Below are 23540 nucleotides of genomic sequence, written 5' to 3'. Positions count from 1 at the left end.
GGTCAAGATCTGACTCGGGCGATTTGTGCACAGTGACAAAGGCTGTGGCGCGGTCCGATTCCGGAATCTTGATCATGCGTCGGACGTATCGTGAATTGCACGAAGAGGACACCGGACCCCGACCGGGCCGTCCGATCGGGCAGCGGTGCGGCTGTACGAGGAGCCCCACAGTGATCCCACCGACCATCAGCGGAGTGCAGGACTACATCGACTCGGAGGAAGTCGAGTACGTCGACATCCGGTTCTGCGATGTCCCCGGCACACAACAGCACTTCTCCATTCCCGCCACCATGTTCGGCGACGAACTGGTCGAGGACGGCATCGCCTTCGACGGTTCGTCGGTGCGCGGGTTCCAGGCCATCCACGAATCGGACATGCTGCTGCTGCCGGATCTGCGCACCGCGCAACCGGATTCGTTCCGGGCCGCGAAAACGCTGAACATCAACTGTTTCGTGCACGATCCGCAGACGCGCGCGGCCTACAGCCGCGATCCACGCAATGTGGCCCGCAAGGCCGAGGAGTATCTGCGCTCCACCGCGCTGGCCGACACCGCCTACTTCGGGCCCGAGGCCGAGTTCTACATCTTCGATTCGGTCCGCTACGACACCGGCATGAACAAGGCGTTCTACGAGGTGGATTCGGCCTCGGCGGACTGGAACACCGGGTCGGCGCTGAACCCCGACGGCAGCATCAACCGCGGCTACAAGGTGCGGCCCAAGGGCGGCTACTTTCCGGTGGCGCCCTACGACCACGATGTGGACCTGCGCGACCGGATGTGCACCAACCTGATGCGCGCCGGATTCGAACTGGAGAAGGGCCACCACGAGGTCGGCACCGCCGGACAGGCCGAAATCAATTACAAATTCAATACGCTGCTGGCCGCCGCCGATGACTTGATGCTCTACAAGTACATCATCAAGAACACGGCCTGGGAGTCCGGCAAGACCGTGACGTTCATGCCCAAACCGCTTTTCGGCGATAACGGCTCGGGAATGCATGTGCACCAATCGTTGTGGAAGGACGGATCGCCGCTCTTCTACGACGAGGCGGGATATGCGGGGCTGTCGGATCTGGCGCGCCACTACATCGGCGGATTACTGCATCACGCGCCGTCGCTGCTGGCGTTCACGAATCCGACGGTGAACTCCTACAAGCGGCTGGTGCCCGGTTACGAAGCGCCGGTGAATCTGGTGTATTCCCAGCGTAACCGGTCCGCCGCGGTGCGAATCCCGGTGACCGGAGCCAATCCGCACGCCAAACGCCTCGAATTCCGCTGCCCGGACTCCTCCGGCAATCCGTACCTGTCCTTCGCCGCCATGATGATGGCCGGACTCGACGGCATCATGAACAAAATCGAGCCCGCCATTCCCATCGACAAGGACCTGTACGAACTCACCCCCGAGGAATCGGCCGAGGTCACCCAGACCCCCGGCAGTCTGGACGCGGTCATCGACCGGCTCGAAGCGGACCACGAATACCTCACGCAGGGGGGTGTTTTCACCGAGGACCTGATCGAAACCTGGATTCGGCTCAAGCGCGACGCCGAAATCGCCGAGATCAATCTCCGGCCGCATCCCTACGAATTCGAGCTGTACTTCGACGTGTAGGACGACCCGCGATCCGGCCGTGTCATAGACTCCGTGGTTCGACCGGAGGGGAGTTACACGGGTGGATAGCGAGAAGTTCGTCGCCGTCATGACGGAGTCGACGCGGTTGTTGCAGACGGGCCGGGTCGCGGAGGCATTGACGCTGCTCAATGCCTACGACGCGGCCCTCGAATCGCCGCCGCCACCCAAGGATTACGGGTGGATCCACTACTACCGGTTCCGGGCCGCCTTCGAGACCAAGGACTACGAGCTGGCGCTGCGGCTCGCCGAATACGGGCCCGCGCGCTTCCCCGCCGACGTGCCCGCGCCGGTGGTGGGAACCATGTACTCCGAAGCCATGGAGGCCGCGGTCCAGCTCGGGCGGCCGGAGTCGGCGGTGGTGATGGCCGATCGTTCGATCGAATTGCGGCGCAAGCAGAATCAGCGCGAGGAAGTGCTGATGGCGGCCATGACGGCGGGGACGCTGCTGGGCCGGATCGGGCGCTACGACCTGGCGCGCAAGTACTCGCTGCTGCTGGTGACCGAGGGCGAGGGGTTCGAGCGGTATCGGGCGCACGGGTACCGGCAGCTGTGCGACGCGACCGCGGAGAACCCCGACCCGGAGGTGATGGCGGTGCTGCTGTCGGGCCGGGAATGGTTGCGCGGGAGCGAGAGCCAGGAAGCGCGGGCGGCGCTGGCGTTCATCGAGAGCTTCCCGGCGCTGCGGGAACGGGCGGAGGCCGTCGACCGGGTGGCGGGGGTGCGGTTCGCGCCGGATCAGGGCCCGGCGGCGGCGCCCGTGACGAAGCAGCCGCCGGCCGCGCAGTGCGAGGCGGGTGAGCTCGCCGACGGACTCCTTGCCGCAGGGCAGCCGGGGCGGGCGGCGGAGGCTTACCGGGCGCTCATCACCGACGCCCTCGGCACCGGGCGCCCGGATCTGCTGATCATGGGCAAATCGCTGCTCGGCCTGATGCAGGCGTTGATCTTCGACAATCGGGTGCGGGAGGCGTTCGACGTCTGGGTGGACCAGGGACCGGCGAGCAAGATCGGCATTCTGGCGTTGGAGCAGGGGCAGACCTCGGTCCACGATCTCATCGGTTACCGCCTGGTCGAGGCGTATCTGCACTCGCTCAGCTCGGGCGACAAGACCGCCGCGACGCAGGCCGTGGACACCGTGATGCGCGGCTGCGTCGACTACGCCTTCGCGCACGAACCCGATGTCGTGGCGCGGATGCTCACCAACTGGCGGCGGCACCTCACCGAAATCTACGACGACGCACCGCCGCCGGCGGTATTCGCCCAGGTCGAGGTGGCCGAAAGCCGGCTCGGCTACACCGCGCCGCCGGGCCCGCTGTACTGGTCGCAGCCCTCGCGCTGGGTGATCGACTGGCTGTGACGCGGCGCACCGCCGGCATTACCCGACGCGTAATCGCTTCCGTGCCGCGTTCCGAAGATGCTTGGTACATGAGCGAATACGAGAACATCGCACAGCGATACATCGACACCTGGAACGAGCAGGACGCCGACAAGCGCAAGGCGCTGATCGACGAGTTGTACACGGCGGGAGCCGAATTCACCGACCCGCTGGTGCAGCTCGCGGGCACCGAGGCCATCGACGCCATGGTGGCGGGGGCGCAGGCGCAGTTCGCCGGATTGGAATTCGGGCTCGGTCCGGTGGACGGGCATCACGACATCGCCCGGTTCACTTGGACACTGGGCGCGCCCGGCGCGGCCGAACCGCTGGTGATCGGCTTCGACGTGATCACCCTCGAGGCCGGGCGGATCAGCCGGGTGCAGGGCTTCCTGGACAAGGTGCCGGGCTGAACCGCTCGTAGCACGAAGCACGATGGCGCGGAACCGAAGTCCGCGCCACCGTCACTGAACGGGACCCGCCACCCGCACGTTGGCAGCACCGTCACCGCCGCCGGTAAGGTGCAATTACGTTGGGGCGGGGCATTATCGGCGAGCCCGCGGTCATACCGCGGGTTTCCAAACTATGACCTTGCCCTCACTGGGCCCGCGGGTCTGGCGGTGCGCCATACGATCCGGGCCTGAATGATGTGGGAAGGCGTGGAGGCTGTGGATCGAAATGCGTTCGTCGAAGTGATGAACGAGGCGAGCGGCATGCTGGATGCCGGACGCGCACCCGAGGCGCTCGCCAGGTTGACGGCATTCGACGACGGCCTGACCGCGCCGCCGGACCCCAAAGAGTACGGCTGGATCGTCTCCTACCGCTTCCGCTCCGCCTTCGCCGCAGGCGAATTCGACCAGGCCCTGCGCCTGGCCGCCCAGGGCCCGGCGCGCTTCCCCGCCGATATCCCGCCCGCCACCCTGGCCAGCATGTACTCCATGGCGGTGGAGGCCGCGACCCAGCTCGGGCGCGCCGACAGCGCCGTCCAGATGGCCGACCGCTGCATCGAACTGCGCCGCGGCCATGCCGATCACGGCGAAGTCCTGATGGCCGCCATGACCGCCTGCACCCTGCTCGGCGATATCGAACGCCACGACCTGGCCGGCCGCTACGCCCGGCTACTGGTCGCCGAAGGCGAAGGCTACGACGAATACCGCGCCTACGGTTACTACGGCATCTGCGCCGCCATCGAACACGCCGCCGACACCGACCTCATCGACCTGCTCCGCGCCGGCCGCGACTGGCTGACCACCCACGACATCGAATTCGCCCGCGTCGCACTCGATTACCTGGACCACGCCCCCGCCATCCGCAACGCCCAGATCGCCCCGCTCACCGCGGTGGACCCCTTCGCCGCCGACCCCCTGGCCGCCCCACATCCAGCCGCCGACCCTGCGCCTGCCGCGCCGCGCGCCGTTGATCCGCTGGCCGCGCCGGGTTTTGCTGTCGATCCGCTGGGTGCCGCGCCGCGTGCGGTGGATCCGCTCGCCCCGCCACCCGTGACCGAGCTGTTCGCGGTCGACCCGTTGCCCTCCCCGCCACGCGGTGCCGGTCCTTTCGCGGCTGAATCAGGCGCTAGCGAGGGGGGTTATGCGGCGGACGCATTCGCCGCACGGCCGTCGGATGTCGGTGCCTCCCCGGCGGATTCGGTGCCGAGCGGTCCGTACGCGGCACCCGGTTCCAATCCGCCGGGCGTCGTCATTCCCTTTCCCGGGGTCACACCGCCGCCTCCGTTCGATCCGTTCGGGGGACCGCCTTCGACCACTCCCATCCCGGGGCCGGGACCGGTTTCGCCGTCCGGTGCAGCGCCTTTCGGGGGGCCGCCGCCCGGTAACGGTCCGTTCTCGAGCCCCGCCGTGCCGCCGCCGCTGGCCGGGCAGTACGCGCCGTCGCCCGCCGACGCGAATGCGACGCAGTACCTGCGGATTTCGGGGGGCGACGCGGATTCGGCGACGCCGCACGCGCAGCCGCCCGCCGAGATGGTGGCCGGTGGTGAGACCGCGGACGCGCTGCTGGATGCGCAGCGGCCCGGTATCGCGGCCGCGGCCTACCGGGCACTGATCGACGATTCCATGGCCAGCGGGAAACCCGATCCGCTGATCGTCGGGAAATCCGTTCTCGGCCTGCTCATGTCGCTGATCTTCGACAATCGGGTGGGTGAGGCGCACGAGGTGTGGATCGACGAGCAGGGGCCGACCTACCTGGGCATCTGGGCGTTGGAGAACGGGCAGACCTCGGTGCACGACGGCATCGCCTACAACCTGGTCGCGGCGTTCCTGCATTCGCTGAGCACCGGTGATCGCAATGCCGCCAATCACGCGGTCGACACCCTGATGGGGCGTTGCGTGGACTGGGCATCGGGCCAGGACCCGATGGCGGTGCCGCCCATGCTGAACACCTGGCGACGCCATCTGCGCGAAATCCACGAGGGCGAACCCGCCCCCGAATACCGTTGGCACTTCGAACAAGCCGCGCAACGCTGGAACGGACCGATCCCGGAAGCCGGTCTCTACTGGATGCGCCCCTACCACTGGCATGTCGACTGGCTCTGATCGCGGCGGGCCCGAAGCCAGGGCCTAAGCTGCGGCCATGGCATCCGAAGTAACCGAAATCTGGCACAACCCCAAGTGCTCCAAGAGCCGCACGGCCAAAGCGGTGCTGGACGAGACCGGTGCCGACTACGTCGAACGCCGCTACCTCGACAACCCGCCCACCGCCCCCGAAATCCGCGACGTCCTGGCCAAACTCGGCCTCGAACCCTGGCAGATCACCCGCACCGCCGAACCCGAAGCCAAAGATCTCGGCCTCAGCTCCTGGCCCAAAACCCCCGCCGACCGCGACCGCTGGATCGAAGCCCTCGCCGCCCACCCGCGCCTCATCCAGCGCCCCATCGTCCTCACCGCCGACGGCCGAGCCCGCATAGTCCGCGACGACGAAACCCTCGACACCCTCCGCTGAAGTCGAACTCCCGTCATCCCGGCGCGCTTTTGGCCGGGATCCACACGCCGGCACTGTGTGGATCCCGGCCAAAAGCATGCCGGGATGACGGGGCGTAATAGTCACGCGATGCGGAAGACGGGGAAGCCGGGGGCGATGTCGGCGAGTTCGGCGTCGGTGGCGTCCTTGGTGATGCCCTCGAAGAAGCGGCCTACCTCCCAGCCCCAGCGCTTCAGGTAGTCGCGCAGGACGGGGACCTTGTCGGCGTCGGGTAGTTCGGTGGCGGTGAAGGATTCGACTTTGCGGCCGAGGCGGAGTTCGCCGGCGCCGGCTGCGCGGAGGTTGCGGACCCATTGGGTGTGGCCGCGCGGGGCGACGAGGTAGCGGGTGCCGTCCGCGGCGGTCAGGACGTTGACCATGGTGGAGCGCCATTCGCCGGTTTTGCGGCCGCGGACCGCGAGCAGGCGGGAACCGGCCACGCTGATGCCGAGTTTGGGCAGCGTATTGAAGATGCGGTTCATGAGGGGGTCCAGGCCGGAGGGGGCGATATTGCGGGTGGCGGCGGTGTGGGCGTCCATTGCGATCTCCTCGAGAAGCCGATTCGAGAGCGGTGCTCTCTGATGTGAACAGTGTGCGCGTGACGGCTCGGATCTGTCAAGAGCAGTGCTCTCGAAACATTTCGATGATCCGGAATGTGGCAGACTGGTCGAATGGGCGTCACCAGGACCGCCCGGGAGCGTGCCCGGGCCGAGATCACCCGCGAGATCACCGATGCCGCGCGCCGGCAGCTGGCCGACAGCGGGGCGCCGGGGTTGTCGCTGCGGGCCATCGCGCGGGAGCTGGGGATGGTGTCCTCGGCGCTGTACCGGTACTTCCCGAGCCGTGACGAGCTGCTGACCGCGCTGATCATCGAGGCGTACGACGCCATCGGCGGGGCGGTGGAGAGCGCCGCGGGACAAGGGGATACGCCGCGGCGGCAATGGCGGGGCGTGGCGGCGGCGGTGCGGGAGTGGGCGCTTGCGCATCCGCACGAGTACGCGCTGGTGTACGGGTCGCCGGTGCCGGGGTATCAGGCTCCGGAGGCGACCATCGCGCATGCCTCGCGGGTGCCGGTCGCGGTGCTCGGGATCGTCCATCGCGCCTGGGAGAGTGGGCGATTGAGCGGCCACCCGGGGGCGGTCACGGGGGAACTCGCCGCCCAGGCGGCCGCGGTGTCGAAGCAGCTCGCGCCGGGGGTGCCCCACGCGGTCGTGGTCCGGGTGGTGATCGCCTGGACGCAGCTGTTCGGCGCGGTGAGCTTCGAAGTGTTCGGGCAGCTCAAAGGAAGTATGGACCCGTCCGGGCCGTTCTTCGACTACGCGGTCGATGCCATGGCCGACCTGATCGGGCTGGAGTGAGCTGACCGGTCAGGCCGGAATTTCGTCCTCCGCCAACGGGAACGGTGGTACGCCGATCCCGGCGACCCGCAGGTTGCCCCACGGATCGCGCTCCTGGAGCCGACCGGCGACGGGTGAGCCGCCGGGCAGCGTGAGGAAGATCTGACCGCGACCCGGATCGGGCAGCTCGGCCGGTTCCGATGCGGAAATCCGCCCGTACCAATGGAAATGGCCGTCGGTCGGGTCCAGATGGCCGCTCAGCGCGACCGTCACCGGCAATTCCAGCCCGGGTGCGTCCAGCAGGGCCGGACCCGAATACTCCGGCGCGGGTTCGGGTTCCAGCGGGTCGATCGCCGCGTCGCCGCTGTTCCACCCGCGCAAGGCGCTGCGGCTGCGATCGCGGGTGCGGTTCCGCCGCCCGCGAATCACAGCAGCCCCTGACGCCGCCAGATGCGCTTGCCGATCGGCCCGATCAGGCCCTGCTTCTCCAGGAAGGCGCCGAGATTCGCGGCGCCCGCGCCGAGCGTGCGTTTGGCCTGCGGGTTGCTCCGCGCGATTCGGCGCGCCGCGCGACCGTCCTCGAGGCCCGCGCGGCTGTACATGTGCCAGTTGGTCATCAAATGCACGAACAACGGCGCGGCCACCGCCACGCACAAACGCGTATACGCCAGTTCGGATCTCGACATGACCGGCACCCGCCGGGCGAGGGCATCGCGCGCGAAGCCGATGTGCCGGGCCTCCTCGGTCACGTGAATCCGCATGGCCCGCGCCACGATCGGCTGCAATTGCGGATCGTCGAGGGTGCGGCGCTGGATCGCGTCGAAGATCTCCTCGCCGACCAGGGCGCCGACCCAGACCATCGAACCGCGCAGAAACAGTTGCAGCGAGCTGATGACCAGGCGCTCATAGCGATTCGGCCAGTACGGGCGGGCCTCGATGCGGTCGATGAGCTTGCCGAACATCATCATGTGCCGGCATTCGTCGCCCATCTCGGTGAGCGTGTAGTGCGCGTGGCGCGAGGTCGGATCGCTGGCCATGAGCTCGCGCAGCAACAGGCGATTCAAGAGGTTCTCGAACCAGATGCCGACCGAGAGCACGTTCGCCAGCTCCTGGCGGGAGAGCTCGCGCCGCTGCTCGGGGCTCAGCGCATCCCACAGCTCGGTGCCGTAGAGCGAGATCACCTCGGCGGGCAGGAAGAGTTTCTCCGGATCCAGGGGTGCGGCCCAGTCCAGATCCACCACGGGGTCGTAGGACTTCTTGACCGAACCCTGTAGCAAACGCTGTGCGAAGGATTCCTCGGGGAGTAATGCGGCGGTGACGGCGTTGTCGCCCATGGCAGCTCCTAGCTCGGATTGCTGATACAAGCTGTTACACTCAGATTAGTGGTACACCGTGTATCGGTCAACCGTCGGATGGGTATCGTGAGCGTCGTGACCGGGACCAACGCGAGAAAGCAGAACCAGGCCGAGGACGGCCGCAGTACCCGTTGGAACGGGCACAAAGCGCGGCGGCGGGCGGACATGCTCGATGCCGCCACCGCCGTGATCGAGGAGCACGGCATCGAGATCTCGGTGCAGCAGATCGCGGATCGGCTGCGCGTGCCGCGACCGGTCGTCTACCGCCATTTCGACGGCCGCGCCGATCTGGACGAGGCGATTCGCCGCCACATCCTGGATTCGCTACTGGCCGAACTGCTTCCGCGACTACGCCCGGACGGGACCGTGCGCGATGCCGTGCGCGGGGCCGTCGGCACCTACGTCGGCTGGGTGGAACGCCATCCCAACCTGCATCGATTCCTGACCGCGGCCGATCCGCAGCATGTTTCCTCCAGTGCGCTGGCGGGCGCGCGGGATCGGATCGGCGGGCAGCTGGCGGACCTGTTCGCCGACACACTGGCCCGGTTCGGGCTGGATCGGAATCGGGCGCGGCCCATGGCATTCGGCATGGTCGGGTTCGTGGACGGGGTGGTCAACAGCTGGCGTTCGGACGACACGCTGACCTCCGAGCAGGTCGAAGGCATCCTCACCGAATCGGTGCTGGCGCTCATCGAAGGCAACGCGCGCAGCCTGGACGTGCCGCTCTCGCGCGACAGTGTGGTCGCCGAGGTGATCGCGCGAGCGGGCGCTCAGGCCGCCGCGGGCTGACGGCGTACGGTGATCGCCCGGTAGCTCACGTGCCACAGCCACTCCACCGGCCCGCGCTCGAAGCGGCGCAGCCAGAGGTGGGCGAAAGCCAGCATGAGCGCGCACACCAGCAGGTAGACGCCGATGGTGAACGGGACGCGGGAGTCCGGGGAGACCAGCGCGGCCAAGCCCAGGCCCCAGCCGTAGCAGATCGCGCCCGCCACCAGGTTCTGCAAGATGTAGCAGCTCAAGGCCATCCGGCCGACCTCGGCGAAGCGGCGGCCGACCGGGCCGGGGGCGGAGCGGTGGACATAGAACTCCGCGACCAGGCCCAGGATGCCCATGGCGACGAACGGGGCGAGCCCGTAGCGGGTGAACAGGATCAGATCGCCGCCGATCATGCCCAGTACCAGGTCCAGGGGTGCGGCCACGGCGAAACCGATGATCATGAGCCGCTTGCGGATTCGCGCACCCTCGGGCAGGAACACCCCGGCCCGGAACAGGCGCGCGCCCAGCAGGAACAGGGCGATCGACATCGGGAAGATGAAGATCGGTTCGAGGCGGAAGGTGAGCAGGTGCTCCCAGCGGAAGACCATCAGATCCCAGAACGAGCCATCCGCATAGGGATTCGGATCCAGGGGCTCGCGGGCGGGGGATTCGTCCGCACCGGCGAGGGTCATGGCGACCGCGAGCAATGTGAGCATGGCCAGGTGGATACTCGCCGTCACGATCAGCCAGCGGCGCTGCGCCTTGGGTCCGGTGGCCAGCACGAACGCCACCACCAGGCCGGTGACCGCATAGCCCATCAGCACATCGAATTCGGCGACGAGGAAGAAGTTCAGCAGACCGTCCAGGAACAGCAGGCCCGCGCGAATCGGATAGCCGCCCGGCCAGGGTCGCCCGGTCTTGACCGCCGAACGCTGCTGAATCGCCAGGCCGATGCCGAACATGATGGTCAGCAGGCCCAGGAACTTGCCCTGCGCCAGCTGCTGGAGAAACCGTTCCGCCCACAGCCACGCGCCATGGGGTTCGTCACCGTGGGAGATATATCCCAGCAGCCCTTCGGCATTGGTGAAGATCCAGATATTGGTGCCGAGCGTGCCCAGGATGGCGATGCCGCGCAGCACGTCCAGGGCCGCCAATCGCGGCGAATGTGCTTGCGGGGGAGTGGGATTCGGTTCGGCGGGGACGCCGGTGGCGGGGGGCGTCGCGCGCTGCGGGGAGACCGATTCGACCATGCGCGTCATTGTGCCGGGCGGGCCGGGATTTCCGGATCGGCCTGCGGGACGATCCGGCGTACGACTCGCGAATGACCCCAACCCGGACAGTCCACCCGCGGCCGGGTGCGGTGTTCGCCTAGGCTCGAACCCATGCAGCGCATCATCGGAATCGAGGTCGAGTACGGCATTTCGACGCCTTCGGAGCCGTCGGCCAACCCGATTCTCACGTCGACCCAGGCGGTGCTCGCCTATGCCGCGGCCGAAGGCGTGCCGCGCGCCAAGCGAACTCGCTGGGACTACGAGGTGGAATCCCCGCTGCGCGACGCGCGCGGTTTCGACCTGGGGCGGCTCAACGGGCCCGCTCCGGTCATCGACGCCGACGAGGTCGGCGCGGCGAACATGATCCTCACCAACGGGGCCCGGCTCTATGTCGACCATGCCCATCCGGAGTACTCCGCCCCCGAGGTCACCGACCCCCTCGACGCGGTCATCTGGGACAAAGCGGGCGAACGCGTCATGGAAGCGGCCGCTCGTTACGCCTCCAGCGTCCCCGGCGCGCCCCGGATGCAGCTCTACAAGAACAATGTCGACGGCAAGGGCGCTTCCTACGGCACCCACGAGAACTACCTGATGAGCCGCGACACCCCCTTCAACCAGATCATCCTCGGCCTGACGCCGTTCTTCGCCTCCCGCCAGGTGATCTGCGGTTCCGGGCGGGTGGGCATCGGCCAGTCCGGTGATACGCCCGGCTTCCAGCTCTCGCAGCGCGCGGATTACATCGAGGTCGAGGTCGGCCTGGAGACCACGCTCAAGCGCGGCATCATCAACACCCGTGACGAACCGCACGCCGACGCCGACAAGTACCGCCGGCTGCACGTCATCATCGGCGACGCCAACCTCTCGGAATGGTCGACCTACCTGAAGGTCGGCACCACGGCGCTGGTGCTCGATCTCATCGAGGCCGGCGAGGATCTGTCGGATCTCCAGCTGGCCCGCCCGGTGACCGCGGTCCACACCATCTCCCACGACCCCACTCTCCGTGCCACCGTTGCCCTTTCGGACGGCCGCGAGCTCACCGGCCTTGCCCTGCAACGCATCTACCTCGATCGCGTCGAGAAGTTCATGGACCGCGAGGGCAATGACGACCCGCGCGTCAAGGACGTCATCGAAAAGTGGGCGCACGTCCTCGATCTGCTCGAACGCGACCCGATGGAAACCGCCGACCTGCTGGACTGGACCGCCAAACTCCGCCTCCTGGAAGGCATGCGGAACCGCGAGGGCCTGACCTGGGCCGCCCCGAAACTCCACCTGGTGGACCTCCAGTACTCCGATGTCCGCCTCGACAAGGGCCTCTACAACCGTCTGGTGGCCCGCGGCTCCATGCAGCGTCTGGTCACCGAACAACAAATCGTCGATGCCATGACCAATCCGCCCACCGACACCCGCGCCTACTTCCGCGGCGAATGCCTGCGCCGCTTCGGCGCGGATATCGCAGCGGCCAGCTGGGATTCGGTCATCTTCGACCTGGGCGGCGACTCGCTGGTCCGCATCCCCACCCTGGAACCCCGCCGCGGCACCAAGTCTCACGTCGGCAAGTTGCTCGACGGTGTCCACACCGCTTCGGAACTGGTCCAGCAACTCACCCACTGAGCGCCGGACGTATTTCTCCCGGGGTGCGGGGGCCAGGCCCCCGCACCCGCTTTTCCGGGAGCCTCGGAAGGGTCGCAGCAAGAGCACATTGCGGCTAATCCGGCATGTTGTCGCCGACCGTGGGTAATGTTGACTGCACGAGCATCGGATCTTTCCGATGCTCGCCGATGATCACAGAGGAGGTCGGCTGCTATGGCACAAGAGCAGACCAAGCGCGCCGGTGGTGGCGACGAGGACGAGGGCCCGGTCGGGGACGGTGCTGCTGGACAGGAGCGACGCGAGAAGCTCGCTGAGGAGACCGACGACCTGCTCGACGAGATCGACGACGTCCTGGAGGAGAACGCGGAGGACTTCGTCCGCGCCTATGTGCAGAAGGGCGGCCAGTGACCCAAGGTGACCCCCTGCGGCTCCAGACGGGGTTCGCCCAATCCTCTTTCTCCGAATACTTGCGCATGAGTGCACCGGAACTGTTGCCCGGCAACGGTTTCGGGACCGGGGGAGCGCCCACCGCGGCGGGCGCGCACGCCGATATCGCCCCGCACGGCACCACCATCGTCGCGGTCTCCTACCGCGGCGGGGTGCTGATCGCGGGCGACCGGCGGGCAACCCAGGGCAATCTGCTCGCCAGCCGTGACATCGAGAAGGTGTACATCACCGACACCTACTCGGCGGCGGGCATCGCGGGCACCGCGGGCATGGCGATCGAGATGATCCGCCTGTTCGCGGTCGAGCTCGAGTACTACGAGAAGATCGAAGGCGTCCCCCTCACCTTCGACGGCAAGGCCAACAAGCTGTCGAAGATGGTGCGCGACCACCTGCCCGCGGCCCTTCAGGGCCTGGCGGTGGTGCCGCTGCTCGTCGGGTTCGATCCCGCCGCGCAGGACCCGGACAAGTCCGGCCGCATCATCTCCTACGACGTGGTCGGCGGGCGCTCCGAGGAGCGCTTCGGCTACACCGCGGTGGGGTCCGGTTCACTGTTCGCCAAATCGTCGCTGAAGAAGACCTACCGCCGCGGCATCGATCAGGACAAGGCGCTGCGCTACGCGGTCGAGTCGCTGTTCGACGCCGCCGACGACGACACCGCCACCGGCGGTCCCGACACCATGCGGGACATCTATCCGACGGCGATCGTCATCGACGCCGAAGGCGCGGCCGAGGTGTCCGAGGATCGGCTCAAGGAGATCACGCGGGCGATCGTGGCCGATCGTGCCGCCCTGGCTGCGGAAGGGGGCGGCGAAGCATGACACTGCCGTATTACGCGTCGGCCGAACAGATCATGCGCGACAAGACCGAACTTGCGCGCAAAGGCATCGCCCGGGGCCGCAGTGTCGTCGTGCTGACCTACGACAAGGGCGTGCTGTTCGTCGCCGAGAACCCTTCGGCGACACTGCACAAGGTGAGCGAGTTGTACGACCGTGTCGGTTTCGCCGCGGTCGGCAAGTACAACGAGTTCGAGGCGTTGCGCCGCGGCGGCATCCTTCAGGCGGATCTGCGCGGCTACCAGTTCGATCGGCGCGACGTGACCGGCCGCTTCCTGGCCAACCTGTACGCGCAGAGCCTGGGCAGCATCTTCACCGATCAGCTCAAGCCCTACGAGGTGGAGATCTGCGTCGCCGAGGTGGGATACCCGGAGCAGCAGTCGAACTCGGTGCTGTACCGGATCAACTTCGACGGATCCATTGTCGACGAACGGGAATTCGTGGTGATGGGCGGCAATACCGACCCGATCATCGCCGCGCTCAAGGGTTCCTACCAGGCCGGCATGGACCTGCACACGGCGATCACCGTCGCCACGGCCGCTCTCCAGAAGGCCGCCCCCGAAGGCGGCGACAAGGACAAGCGCACCGTCGGTGTCGGTTCGCTCGAGGTCGCCACCCTCGAACAGGCGCGCCCGCGACGGGCTTTCCGCCGCATCCAGGGCTCGCTCCTGCAAGAGCTGGTCACCGGTAAGACGCTCAACGCCGAGGCAGGCGCCGAAGCCGACAAGCCGTCCTCCGGGGACCCGTCCAACCCGTAGTCCCACACTACGATTCGGCCCGCGCCGGCGCGGGCCCGCCGATCGGCCGCGATTCCACCCGGAATCGCGGCCGATCGCGTGTTCACGGTCACTCCGCCGGAAAAACAATCCCGATATTCGGGACGAATCCGTTCGCACTCTCAATGGCAGAGTGCAAAGGGGCCTTGCTTTTTCGCTGCGTGCGCGTGCTGCCGGGTTGCAGACCGTGCTAAATCGTTGTGAACCCGTTTGCAGTACCTGTCCGACTACACCCTGGTAGCACACAACATCGCTGTAATGTCGATAGGGTGCAGCGACGAATCATGGGGATCGAAACCGAATTCGGGGTGACGTGCACCTTCCACGGTCACCGTCGGTTGAGTCCTGACGAGGTGGCCCGGTATCTATTCCGCCGGGTAGTTTCTTGGGGCCGTAGTTCCAACGTGTTCCTCCGTAATGGCGCCCGGCTCTACCTCGATGTCGGTTCCCATCCGGAGTACGCGACGGCCGAGTGCGACAGCCTGGTGCAGCTGGTGACGCACGATCGAGCGGGCGAGCGGGTCCTGGAGGATCTGCTCATCGACGCCGAACAGCGTCTCGCCGAAGAAGGCATCGGCGGGGACATCTACCTGTTCAAGAACAACACGGACTCCGCGGGCAACTCCTACGGTTGCCACGAGAACTTCCTCGTGGTGCGCGCCGGTGAGTTCTCCCGCATCTCCGATGTGCTGTTGCCCTTCCTGGTGACCCGGCAGTTGATCTGCGGCGCCGGCAAGGTGCTCCAGACGCCCAAGGCGGCGACCTTCTGCCTCTCGCAGCGGGCCGAGCACATCTGGGAGGGCGTCTCCTCGGCGACCACCCGGTCCCGGCCGATCATCAACACTCGTGACGAGCCGCACGCGGATGCCGAGAAGTACCGGCGCCTGCATGTCATCGTCGGCGACTCGAACATGGCCGAGCCGACCACCATGCTCAAGGTGGGGACCGCCTCACTGGTGCTCGAGATGATCGAGGCGGGCGTGGCGTTCCGGGACTTCGCCCTGGACAACCCGATTCGCGCCATCCGCGAGGTCTCGCACGATCTGACCGGGCGGCGGCCGGTCCGGCTGGCCGGTGGGCGGCAGGCTTCGGCCCTGGACATCCAGCGCGAGTACTACGCCCGCGCGGTCGAGCACCTGAACAATCGCGATCGCGATCCGCAGGTCGACGCCGTGGTGGACCTGTGGGGCCGCACCCTGGACGCCGTCGAGGCGCAGGATTTCGCCAAGGTGGACACCGAGATCGACTGGATCATCAAGCGCAAGCTCTTCCAGCGCTACCAGGACCGCTACAACATGGAGCTGTCCGATCCCAAGATCGCCCAGCTGGACCTGGCCTACCACGACATCAAGCGCGGGCGCGGCGTCTTCGACCTGCTCCAGCGCAAGGGTCTGGCCAAGCGGGTCACCGAGGACGAGGCGGTGGATGCCGCGGTCACCACGCCGCCGCAGACCACCCGCGCCAAACTGCGCGGCGATTTCATCACCGCCGCGCAAGAGGCCGGGCGCGACTTCACCGTCGACTGGGTGCACCTCAAGCTCAACGACCAGGCGCAGCGCACGGTCCTGTGCAAGGACCCGTTCCGTTCGGTCGACGAGCGCGTGGACCGGCTGATCGCCTCCATGTAGTCGCGAATATCGGTGTAGCGCAACGCGTTTGCGCGTCGATCCCGAGTGCACAACGGGCCGCGAACCTCCCGGGTTCGCGGCCCGCGGCATGCCTGGTCATCCCGTGTCTTCGGGGAGGAGCCCGCGCGAGAGGATGCGTCGGTATGGGCCGCGGGGAAATTAGGGACCCGCCGTACCACATGCGCGAGGCGGGCACATTACTCTCTTACGGGTGGCGATATCCAAGGTCGAGCGGTTGATGAATCTGGTTATCGCGCTGCTGTCCACCCGCCAGTTCCTGACCGCCGAGCGGATCCGGGAAAGTGTCGCGGGATACGAGGAGTCCGCGAGCGACGAGGCGTTCAGCCGCATGTTCGAGCGCGACAAGAACGAGCTGCGCGATCTGGGCATTCCCCTGGAAATCGGCCCGGTCAGCCGGTATTCGAGTGTCGAGGGCTACCGGATCAACCGGGACTCCTACGAGCTCCCCGATATCGATCTGACCAGCGAGGAAGCCGCCGCGGTGGCGGTGGCGGTGCAGCTGTGGGAATCGCCGGAGCTGGCGACCGCGGCCGAAGGCGCGCTGCTGAAGCTGAAGGCGGCCGGTATCCATGTGGAGCCGGAGGCCGGGGTGGCCTCGGTACCCGCGGTTCCGGCGCGCACCCGCGGTTCCGAACCGGTACTGGGCAAGCTGCTGGCCGCGATCGACGCGGGCCGGGCGGTGAAGTTCCAGCACCGGCAGTCGCACGGCGACCCCATCGAACGCGATGTGCAGCCCTGGGGCGTGGTCACCCATCACGGCCGCTGGTATCTCGTGGGTTATGACAATGCCCGCAACGCCGAACGCGTCTTCCGGGTCTCCCGCATCGGCGAGGAGATCGTCGAATACGGTCCGGCCAATGCCGTGCACAAGCCCGAGGGCGTGGACGTGCGTGCCCGCGTCGCCGAGGTGACCGGGCAGGCCCCGATCACCGGATCGGCCACCGTGTGGGTCGCCGACGGCCGCGGCCAGGAGATCCGCCGGCTCGGCGCCACCATGGAAGAGCGCGAGCTCGGCGGCCGCAAGGGCACCATCGTGGAGGTGCCGGTGCGCTCACGCGATTGGCTGGCTCGCCTCATCACCGGTCTGGGCGCGGACGCCCTGGTGCTCGCGCCGGAAGACCTGCGCGACAATGTGATCGCCCGGCTGGAGTCGGTGCTGGAACGGACGGAGGTGTCGGCGTGAGCGACGGGGCCGGAGGCGGCAGCGAGCGTAACCACGGCGGCACCCGGGAACGCCGAAATGTGAACAGCGTGACGCGCGCGTCGGATGGTCGGGAGCGCCGGAGCACCGCGGCGGCCGGGACCCGGCTCTCCACCCGCCTGGCCCGGTTGCTCAATATGGTGCCGTATTTCCAGGCCAATCCGGGTATCAGCGCCGCTGAGGCCGCCTCGGAACTGGGTGTCACGACCAAGCAGCTGATGACCGACCTGAATCAGCTGTGGATGTGCGGGCTTCCGGGCTACGGGCCCGGTGACCTGATCGATCTGTCCTTCTCCGAGGAGAGCATCGAGGTCACCTTCTCCGCGGGCATCGACCGCCCGCTGCGCCTGACCTCCCTGGAGGCGACCGCCCTGCTGGTGGCGTTGCGCTCCATCGCCGACCTGCCCGGCATGGTGGACCCGAGCGCCGCCCAAGCCGCCATCGCGAAGATCGAATCCGCCTTCTCCGGACTGGAATTCGACGCCGTCACCGTCCCGGTCCCGACCGAGGCCCCCGCCGTGGCGACCGTCCGGTCCGCCCTGGAGCGCGATCACGCCCTGCGCCTGGTCTACTACTCGGCCAGCCGCGACGTGGTCTCCGAACGCGTGGTGGATCCCATTCGAATCGTGCTGGTGGACAACAACTCCTACCTGCGCGCCTGGTGCCGCGAGGCCGAGGGCGTGCGCCTGTTCCGCCTCGACCGCATCGAAGAGGCCACAGAACTCGACGAACCCGCGCGCCCGCCCGCCGAGGCCGCCGCCGACGAGACCTCGGCGCTGGATCTGTTCGTGGACGATCCCGCGGTCCCGCTGGCGCGCTTGCTGATTCGCCCCGACTACGCCTGGGTGCTCGACCAGTACCCCATGCACAAGGTCACCACCCATCCCGACGAGAGCATCGAAGCCACCATGCGCTTCGCCACCCTCGACTGGATGGCCCGCCTGCTGCTCGGCTTCGGCGCCGGCGTCACCGTGCTCGGCCCGCCGGAGCTGGTGAGCGCCGTCCGCGAACGCTCCGGCGCCGCGCTCTCGGCCTACGCGGCACTGGCCGACGAGCCCAGCGGTCTACAGCCGGCCGGGCTCGAGGAGGTCGGTCCCGCTTGAGCTTTCGCGTGATGGTGCTCGGCGCGGGCAGTATCGGGATCTATGTCGGTGGGGCGCTGGCGGCCGCGGGCGCGGACGTCACCTTCGTCGGCCGCCCCCGGCTGCTCGACGAGATCCGCGCCCACGGCCTGCGCCTCACCGACCTCGACGGCCACGACATCCGGGTCGAGCAGGGCCGATTCCGCACGGCCACCGAGCCTTCCGGTGAAGCCGACCTGGTGCTCGTCACCGTCAAATCGGCCGATACCGAGGCGGCGGCGCGGCAGCTGATCGGTTTGCTGAAACCCGGCACCGTGGTGATCAGCCTCCAGAACGGCATCGGCAACGACGCGGTCATCCGCGAAGTGCTGCCGGCCTGTGTGGTGCTGCCCGGCATGGTCATGTTCAATGTGGTGCACCATTCGGGCGGCCGGTTCCATCGCGGCACCGCGGGCGGGGTGGCCATCGCCGACGATCCGGTGCTGAGCCGATTCGCCACGGTCTTCGCCGCATCCGGCCTGGAGTTCGAGCGCTACCCCGATCTGCTGCCGGTGCAATGGGCGAAACTGCTGCTCAACCTCAACAATCCGATCAACGCGCTCTCCGGCCGCCCGCTGCGCGAGGAGCTCGGCAATCGCGATTACCGCCGCTGCCTGGCCCTGACCCAGCGCGAGGCCCTGACCGCCATGGCGCGCGCCCGCATTCGCCCGGCCCGGCTCACCGCGCTGCCGCCCGAGCTGATGACCCGCCTGCTCACCGTCCCCGACGGTCTCTTCCAGCGGGTTGCGGGCAAGGTGCTGGCCATCGATCCGGTGGCCCGTTCCTCCATGGCCGACGACCTCGCCGCCGGCCGCAAGACCGAGATCGCTTGGCTCTGCGGTGAAATCGTGAGCCTGGGTGACATGGTCGGACTGCCCACTCCGGTGAACCGCAGGTTGATCGAACTCGTGAGACGAGCGGAGGACGGCGACCGTCGCACCTGGTCGGGCGCGGAGTTGCTGGCCGAGCTGACCGCCGCCGCGGCGAGCTAGCCGTTCACCGGGCGTTCACAGCGGCGCCCCGAGCACTTGACGCGTGAACCGGGCATATGCATGTCCGGTAGCATCTGAAACACCACAGTCTTTGGAGGTAGGAAACGATGGGCTCGCTCAGTCCCACTCATCTGCTGATCGTCGCGCTGGTCTTCTTGCTGTTCTTCGGCGCCAAGCGGATGCCCGACGCCGCCCGTGGCCTCGGCCGGTCGTTGCGCATCTTCAAGAGTGAAATGAACCAGATGCAGAACGAGGGCAAGGCCGACGAGGCCGCGCCCGCCCCCGCCGCCCCGCAGCAGCAGCTGCCGTCGGCTCCGGCCGTCGCTCCGGCCGCGAACCTGACCAAGCCGCAGGGCGACCAGCAGCAGGCCTGACAACGGTCGTTGTGCCGGGGTGAGCGCGGCTCATCCCGGGTAAGTTTTTGTCCAGGTCCGGGGCGTTCACTCGCAGCGAGGCAGCACTTACATGCGTATTCCGTTCGATCCGCGACGCAGCAAGCGGCGAACCAATCCCGACGGCACCATGTCGTTGGTCGAGCATCTGGCCGAGCTGCGGACCCGATTGCTGCTGGCGCTGGCGGCCATCGCGGTCACCACGCTGGTCGGCTTCTTCTGGTATTCGCATTCGCTGTTCGGGATCACCCCGCTCGGTGACATCCTGACCGGTCCCTACTGTGAGCTGCCGGCGTCCTCGCGCGCCGCGCTGAGCCCCGACGGGGCCTGCCGCCTGCTGGCGACCGCGCCGTTCGAGCAGTTCATGCTGCGTTTGAAGGTCGGCGTGACCGCGGGCGTGGTGCTGGCCTGCCCGATCTGGCTTTATCAGCTGTGGGCGTTCATCACGCCCGGCCTGTACGCCAAGGAGCGCAAGTACGCGGTGTCGTTCGTGACCGCCGCGGCCACGCTGTTCGTGGCGGGCGCGGTGCTGGCCTACTTCATCGTCTCGCACGCGCTGGCCTTCCTGATGACCATCGGCAACAACGTGCAGATCACCGCGTTGAGCGGTTCGCAGTACTTCGGGTTCATCATCCAGCTGCTGATCATCTTCGGCGTCAGCTTCGAAACCCCTTTGCTCATCGTGGGTTTGAACTTCCTGGGCGTGCTCACCTACGAGCGGCTCACCAAATGGCGGCGCGGCCTGATCTTCGGCCTGTTCGTGTTCGCGGCCATCGTCACCCCGCAGGACCCCTTCTCGATGCTGGCCCTGGCGCTGGCATTGACCGTGCTGTTCGAGGTCGCGGTGCAAATCGCCCGGATCAACGACAAGCGCAAGGCGCGACTGGGCGAGGACTGGAGCAAACTCTCGGACGACGAAGCCTCCCCGCTGAGCGACGCCGACGGTGGCGACGGCGTGTCGCCGGTCGAGACTCCCGAGCCGGTCGGCGCGACATCCGCGGAGAAAACCACGCGATCCGCGTCGGACTACTCCGATACGCTCTGACAAGTGACATCAAGGTCGCTTACTGGCGAACTGGCGGCATTCGCCGCCGAGCTGAAATTCGCACTGGATCCGTTCCAGCAGCAGTCGTGTGAAGCTCTCGAGAGCGGGCACAGCGTGCTCGTCTGCGCGCCCACCGGCGCGGGCAAGACCGTGGTCGGTGAATTCGCCGTGCACATGGCCCTGGCCTCGGGCGGGAAATGCTTCTACACCACCCCGATCAAGGCGCTGTCGAACCAGAAGTTCGCGGACCTGACCGAGCGCTACGGGCGTGAGACGGTCGGGCTGCTCACCGGTGACCAGTCCATCAACCCCGATGCCCCGGTGGTCGTGATGACCACCGAGGTGCTGCGCAACATGCTCTACGCGAGTTCCGATGCGTTGCAGGGCCTGTCGTACGTGGTGATGGACGAGGTGCACTACCTGGCCGACCGGTTCCGCGGCGCGGTCTGGGAAGAGGTCATCCTGCACCTGCCGCCGGAGGTGCGCCTGGTCAGCCTGTCCGCCACGGTCTCCAATGCCGAGGAGTTCGGTGCGTGGATGGAGACCGTGCGCGGCGACACCGCGGTCATCGTGGACGAGACCCGGCCGGTGCCGCTGTGGCAGCACGTCATGGTCGGGCGGCGCATGTTCGACCTCTTCGACCCCAAGTCAAGTGACGCCAAGGTGGTGGTGGACCAGGACCTGGTGCGCTTCATCAAACAGCGGGAAGCCGTTGACCGGATGGAGAACTGGGGGGTGCCGGGGCGTGGGCGCGGCGGCGGGCGGCGCATGTACCGGCCGACCCCGCGGCCGGAGGTGATCGCGCGCCTCGACGAGGACGGGCTGCTGCCGGCCATCACCTTCATCTTCAGCCGCGCCGGTTGTGACGGCGCGCTGGCACAGTGCGTGCGGTCCCGGCTGGATCTCTCGCGCGCCGAGGATCGCGAAGAAGTCGACGCGATCATCGAGAAGCACACCGGTGATCTGCCGCGCAGCGACCTCGAGGTGCTCGGGTACTGGGAATGGCGGGAGGCGCTGCATCGCGGGTTCGCGGCGCATCACGCGGGCATGCTCCCGGCCTTCCGGCACACCGTCGAGGAGTTGTTCGTCAAGGGTCTGGTGCGAGCCGTATTCGCCACCGAGACACTGGCATTGGGCATCAATATGCCCGCGCGCACCGTGGTGCTGGAGCGGCTGGTCAAGTTCAACGGCGAGAGCCACGCCGAACTCACGCCGGGGGAGTACACGCAGCTCACCGGGCGTGCGGGGCGGCGCGGCATCGATGTCGAGGGGCATGCGGTGGTGCTGTGGCAGCCGGAGGTGGACACCAGTGCGGTGGCCGGTCTGGCCTCGACCCGGACCTATCCGCTGCGCAGTTCGTTCCGGCCCGGCTACAACATGTCGATCAACCTGGTCGATCGCATGGGCGCGGCGGAATCGCGGGCGCTGCTCGAGCGGTCCTTCGCACAGTTCCAGGCCGACCGGTCGGTGGTCGGGTTGGTGCGCGGCATCGAACGCAATGAGGCGCAGCAGCGGAAGCTGCGCTCCCAGTTGGGCGATGAGAGCTTCTTCGAATACATCCAGTTGCGCGAACGCATCCGGGACCGGGAGCGCAGCATCGAACGGCAGGGGCGCACCGATCGGCGGCAGGCCGCGGTGGCGGCGCTGAGCGGGCTGCGGCGCGGCGATGTGGTGGTGATTCCGTCCGGGCGCCGGCAGGGGCTGGCCGTGGTGCTGGAACCCGATATGACGCCGGGCGATCCGCGACCACTGGTGCTCACCGAGGACAAGTGGGCGGGGCGGGTGTCGGCCGCCGACTTCCCCACGCCCGCACAGACATTGGGCAAACTGCGGCTGCCCAAGCATGTCGATCACCGGACCGCGCGGGTGCGCCGGGACCTGGCCTCGGCGCTGCGCAGCACCGGGATCAGCGTGCCCCGGCGCGGGCGCGGCGGCGGACCAAAATCGCGGGCCGCCGACGATCACGAATTGCAGGCGCTGCGGCGGGCGCTGCGCAACCATCCGGCGCATGCGCGGCCGGACCGGGAACAGCTGGCTCGCATCGGCGAACGCTACAACCGGGTGCAGCGGGAGACCGAGTCCATGCGGCAGCAGGTCGCGGCGACCACCAACTCCCTCGCGCGCACCTTCGATCGCATTCTCGGACTGCTGGAAGAACGCGGTTACGTCGAAGACGGTGAGGTGACCGCCGACGGGCGGCGGCTGGCGCGCATCTACGCCGAAGCCGATCTGGTGGTGGCCGAAAGCCTGCGGCAGGGTGTGTGGCGCGGTCTCGGCCCGGCCGAACTCGCGGCCGTGGTCTCGATCCTGGTGTACGAATCCCGGCAGGAGGGCGGCTATTTGGGTGCGTCCGGGCCGACCGCGCCGATTCGCCGCGCGGTGGACGCCACCATCGGCATCTGGACCCAATTGCGTTCGGACGAATCCAAACACCGGTTGCAGCCGACCCGGGAACCCGATCTGGGTTTCATCTCCGGTGTGCACACCTGGGCCGCCGGCGGTGACCTCGCCGACGCGCTGCTCGCCAGCGGGGATCGCGGAAACTCCTTGTCGGCGGGTGATTTCGTGCGATGGTGTCGGCAAGTGATCGACCTGCTCGACCAGATCCACTCCACCGCCGACGACGAGGAAGTGGCCGCCACCGCGGCCAAGGCGGTACGCGCTATCCGGCGGGGTGTCGTGGCGGTGGACGCCGCCTAGCCTCGGTGACTGTGATTTGATTTCCTGGACGCAGGCAACTGCGGTGGGTTCACGAGCGTGTTCCCGCTCGGGGGGCTAGCGTGTTGTGCAACGGAATTGCGA

22 protein-coding genes are annotated in these 23540 nt (G+C 67.7%); 18 read left to right on the top strand and 4 right to left on the bottom strand.

The annotated features are described in order from the left end of the window. Positions 1-170: 170 nt before the first annotated feature. The 5 genes from glnA (at position 171) to NI1_RS18255 (ending at position 5955) form a co-directional block, all read left to right on the top strand. Positions 171-1607 carry a type I glutamate--ammonia ligase gene (gene glnA, locus NI1_RS18275; RefSeq protein ID WP_067821781.1) on the top strand — a complete coding sequence of 479 codons (1437 nt, stop codon included), beginning with the start codon at positions 171-173 and terminating at the stop codon, positions 1605-1607. 61 nt (positions 1608-1668) lie between these two features. After that, positions 1669-2982, top strand: coding sequence for an ATP-binding protein (locus tag NI1_RS18270; protein WP_067821777.1), 1314 nt, complete (start codon positions 1669-1671; stop codon positions 2980-2982). 68 nt (positions 2983-3050) lie between these two features. Continuing rightward, on the top strand, positions 3051-3410 hold the full coding sequence (locus tag NI1_RS18265; RefSeq protein WP_067821774.1) for a nuclear transport factor 2 family protein: 360 nt from the start codon (positions 3051-3053) through the stop codon (positions 3408-3410). Between the two features lie 255 nt (positions 3411-3665). After that, entirely contained in the window at positions 3666-5549 is a 1884-nt protein-coding gene (locus tag NI1_RS18260; RefSeq protein ID WP_157535177.1) for an ATP-binding protein, read from the top strand. A gap of 37 nt (positions 5550-5586) precedes the next feature. Continuing rightward, positions 5587-5955, top strand: coding sequence for an arsenate reductase family protein (locus NI1_RS18255; RefSeq protein ID WP_067821768.1), 369 nt, complete (start codon positions 5587-5589; stop codon positions 5953-5955). A gap of 101 nt (positions 5956-6056) precedes the next feature. Here the strand turns inward: NI1_RS18255 and NI1_RS18250 are convergent, their stop codons facing one another. Next, on the bottom strand, positions 6057-6512 hold the full coding sequence (locus tag NI1_RS18250; protein ID WP_067821765.1) for a nitroreductase family deazaflavin-dependent oxidoreductase: 456 nt from the start codon (positions 6510-6512) through the stop codon (positions 6057-6059). A 132-nt stretch (positions 6513-6644) separates the two neighbouring features. On the opposite strand from NI1_RS18250, the gene NI1_RS18245 reads away from it, so the two are divergent. Then, on the top strand, positions 6645-7331 hold the full coding sequence (locus NI1_RS18245) for a TetR/AcrR family transcriptional regulator (protein ID WP_067821762.1): 687 nt from the start codon (positions 6645-6647) through the stop codon (positions 7329-7331). Positions 7332-7340: 9 nt separating this feature from the next. Here NI1_RS18245 and NI1_RS18240 read toward each other — a convergent pair whose 3' ends face one another. Both NI1_RS18240 and NI1_RS18235 read right to left on the bottom strand, forming a co-directional pair. Continuing rightward, positions 7341-7739, bottom strand: coding sequence for a DUF4873 domain-containing protein (locus NI1_RS18240; protein WP_245663279.1), 399 nt, complete (start codon positions 7737-7739; stop codon positions 7341-7343). After that, positions 7736-8644 (bottom strand): AurF N-oxygenase family protein, encoded by a 909-nt coding sequence (locus NI1_RS18235; protein ID WP_067821759.1) that lies wholly within the window; start codon positions 8642-8644, stop codon positions 7736-7738. The genes NI1_RS18240 and NI1_RS18235 overlap by 4 nt, the downstream gene beginning before the upstream one ends. A 96-nt stretch (positions 8645-8740) precedes the next feature. Here NI1_RS18235 and NI1_RS18230 point away from each other — a divergent pair, with 96 nt between their 5' ends. Continuing rightward, entirely contained in the window at positions 8741-9454 is a 714-nt protein-coding gene (locus tag NI1_RS18230; protein ID WP_245663278.1) for a TetR/AcrR family transcriptional regulator, read from the top strand. Here the strand turns inward: NI1_RS18230 and NI1_RS18225 are convergent. After that, positions 9436-10671: a DUF418 domain-containing protein gene (locus NI1_RS18225; RefSeq protein WP_084523417.1), complete on the bottom strand. Its 1236-nt coding sequence runs from the start codon at positions 10669-10671 to the stop codon at positions 9436-9438. The genes NI1_RS18230 and NI1_RS18225 overlap by 19 nt on opposite strands. Positions 10672-10803: 132 nt before the next feature. Between NI1_RS18225 and dop the strand changes: the two genes are divergently transcribed. The 11 genes from dop (at position 10804) to NI1_RS18170 (ending at position 23438) form a co-directional block, all read left to right on the top strand. After that, on the top strand, positions 10804-12303 hold the full coding sequence (gene dop, locus NI1_RS18220) for a depupylase/deamidase Dop (protein ID WP_067821754.1): 1500 nt from the start codon (positions 10804-10806) through the stop codon (positions 12301-12303). A gap of 192 nt (positions 12304-12495) precedes the next feature. Next, the gene (locus NI1_RS18215; RefSeq protein WP_067536347.1) at positions 12496-12690 is read left to right on the top strand and encodes a ubiquitin-like protein Pup; all 195 of its coding nucleotides are present in this window, start codon (positions 12496-12498) and stop codon (positions 12688-12690) included. Between the two features lie 65 nt (positions 12691-12755). Beyond that, positions 12756-13547: a proteasome subunit beta gene (gene prcB / locus NI1_RS18210; RefSeq protein WP_157535176.1), complete on the top strand. Its 792-nt coding sequence runs from the start codon at positions 12756-12758 to the stop codon at positions 13545-13547. After that, positions 13544-14320 carry a proteasome subunit alpha gene (gene prcA, locus NI1_RS18205; RefSeq protein ID WP_067821748.1) on the top strand — a complete coding sequence of 259 codons (777 nt, stop codon included), beginning with the start codon at positions 13544-13546 and terminating at the stop codon, positions 14318-14320. The genes prcB and prcA overlap by 4 nt, the downstream gene beginning before the upstream one ends. Before the next feature lie 287 nt (positions 14321-14607). Further along, the gene (gene pafA, locus NI1_RS18200; protein ID WP_218026768.1) at positions 14608-15966 is read left to right on the top strand and encodes a Pup--protein ligase; all 1359 of its coding nucleotides are present in this window, start codon (positions 14608-14610) and stop codon (positions 15964-15966) included. A 211-nt stretch (positions 15967-16177) separates the two neighbouring features. Then, positions 16178-17170 carry a helix-turn-helix transcriptional regulator gene (locus NI1_RS18195; RefSeq protein ID WP_084523373.1) on the top strand — a complete coding sequence of 331 codons (993 nt, stop codon included), beginning with the start codon at positions 16178-16180 and terminating at the stop codon, positions 17168-17170. Between the two features lie 155 nt (positions 17171-17325). Continuing rightward, positions 17326-18291: a helix-turn-helix transcriptional regulator gene (locus NI1_RS18190; RefSeq protein WP_067822601.1), complete on the top strand. Its 966-nt coding sequence runs from the start codon at positions 17326-17328 to the stop codon at positions 18289-18291. After that, the gene (locus NI1_RS18185; protein ID WP_245663277.1) at positions 18288-19301 is read left to right on the top strand and encodes a 2-dehydropantoate 2-reductase; all 1014 of its coding nucleotides are present in this window, start codon (positions 18288-18290) and stop codon (positions 19299-19301) included. Before NI1_RS18190 ends, NI1_RS18185 begins: the two co-directional genes overlap by 4 nt. A gap of 107 nt (positions 19302-19408) precedes the next feature. Beyond that, positions 19409-19675, top strand: a complete 267-nt coding sequence (tatA, locus tag NI1_RS18180) for a Sec-independent protein translocase subunit TatA (RefSeq protein WP_067821743.1) — start codon at positions 19409-19411, stop codon at positions 19673-19675. A 91-nt stretch (positions 19676-19766) separates the two neighbouring features. Further along, the gene (gene tatC / locus NI1_RS18175; protein WP_067821740.1) at positions 19767-20738 is read left to right on the top strand and encodes a twin-arginine translocase subunit TatC; all 972 of its coding nucleotides are present in this window, start codon (positions 19767-19769) and stop codon (positions 20736-20738) included. A gap of 3 nt (positions 20739-20741) precedes the next feature. Further along, entirely contained in the window at positions 20742-23438 is a 2697-nt protein-coding gene (locus tag NI1_RS18170; RefSeq protein ID WP_067821736.1) for a DEAD/DEAH box helicase, read from the top strand. The last annotated feature ends 102 nt before the right edge of the window (positions 23439-23540 follow it).

It is taken from the genome of Nocardia inohanensis NBRC 100128, from assembly GCF_001612945.1.
Classification (GTDB): domain Bacteria; phylum Actinomycetota; class Actinomycetes; order Mycobacteriales; family Mycobacteriaceae; genus Nocardia; species Nocardia inohanensis.
The sequence above is the reverse complement of the archived record's forward strand: the minus strand, read 5'-3'. Positions and strand labels throughout refer to the sequence as shown.

What these genes read in the sequence shown, in the direction of transcription:
- prcA (WP_067821748.1), top strand. Translation starts at nt 13,544, where the DNA reads ATGACACTGCCGTATTACGCGTCGGCCGAACAGATCATGCGCGACAAG.
- prcB (WP_157535176.1), top strand. Translation starts at nt 12,756, where the DNA reads ATGAGTGCACCGGAACTGTTGCCCGGCAACGGTTTCGGGACCGGGGGA.
- tatC (WP_067821740.1), top strand. Translation starts at nt 19,767, where the DNA reads ATGCGTATTCCGTTCGATCCGCGACGCAGCAAGCGGCGAACCAATCCC.
- NI1_RS18190 (WP_067822601.1), top strand. Translation starts at nt 17,326, where the DNA reads ATGGTGCCGTATTTCCAGGCCAATCCGGGTATCAGCGCCGCTGAGGCC.
- NI1_RS18225 (WP_084523417.1), bottom strand. Translation starts at nt 10,671, where the DNA reads ATGGTCGAATCGGTCTCCCCGCAGCGCGCGACGCCCCCCGCCACCGGC.
- NI1_RS18255 (WP_067821768.1), top strand. Translation starts at nt 5,587, where the DNA reads ATGGCATCCGAAGTAACCGAAATCTGGCACAACCCCAAGTGCTCCAAG.
- NI1_RS18250 (WP_067821765.1), bottom strand. Translation starts at nt 6,512, where the DNA reads ATGGACGCCCACACCGCCGCCACCCGCAATATCGCCCCCTCCGGCCTG.
- NI1_RS18215 (WP_067536347.1), top strand. Translation starts at nt 12,496, where the DNA reads ATGGCACAAGAGCAGACCAAGCGCGCCGGTGGTGGCGACGAGGACGAG.
- tatA (WP_067821743.1), top strand. Translation starts at nt 19,409, where the DNA reads ATGGGCTCGCTCAGTCCCACTCATCTGCTGATCGTCGCGCTGGTCTTC.
- NI1_RS18235 (WP_067821759.1), bottom strand. Translation starts at nt 8,644, where the DNA reads ATGGGCGACAACGCCGTCACCGCCGCATTACTCCCCGAGGAATCCTTC.
- NI1_RS18265 (WP_067821774.1), top strand. Translation starts at nt 3,051, where the DNA reads ATGAGCGAATACGAGAACATCGCACAGCGATACATCGACACCTGGAAC.
- NI1_RS18245 (WP_067821762.1), top strand. Translation starts at nt 6,645, where the DNA reads ATGGGCGTCACCAGGACCGCCCGGGAGCGTGCCCGGGCCGAGATCACC.
- dop (WP_067821754.1), top strand. Translation starts at nt 10,804, where the DNA reads ATGCAGCGCATCATCGGAATCGAGGTCGAGTACGGCATTTCGACGCCT.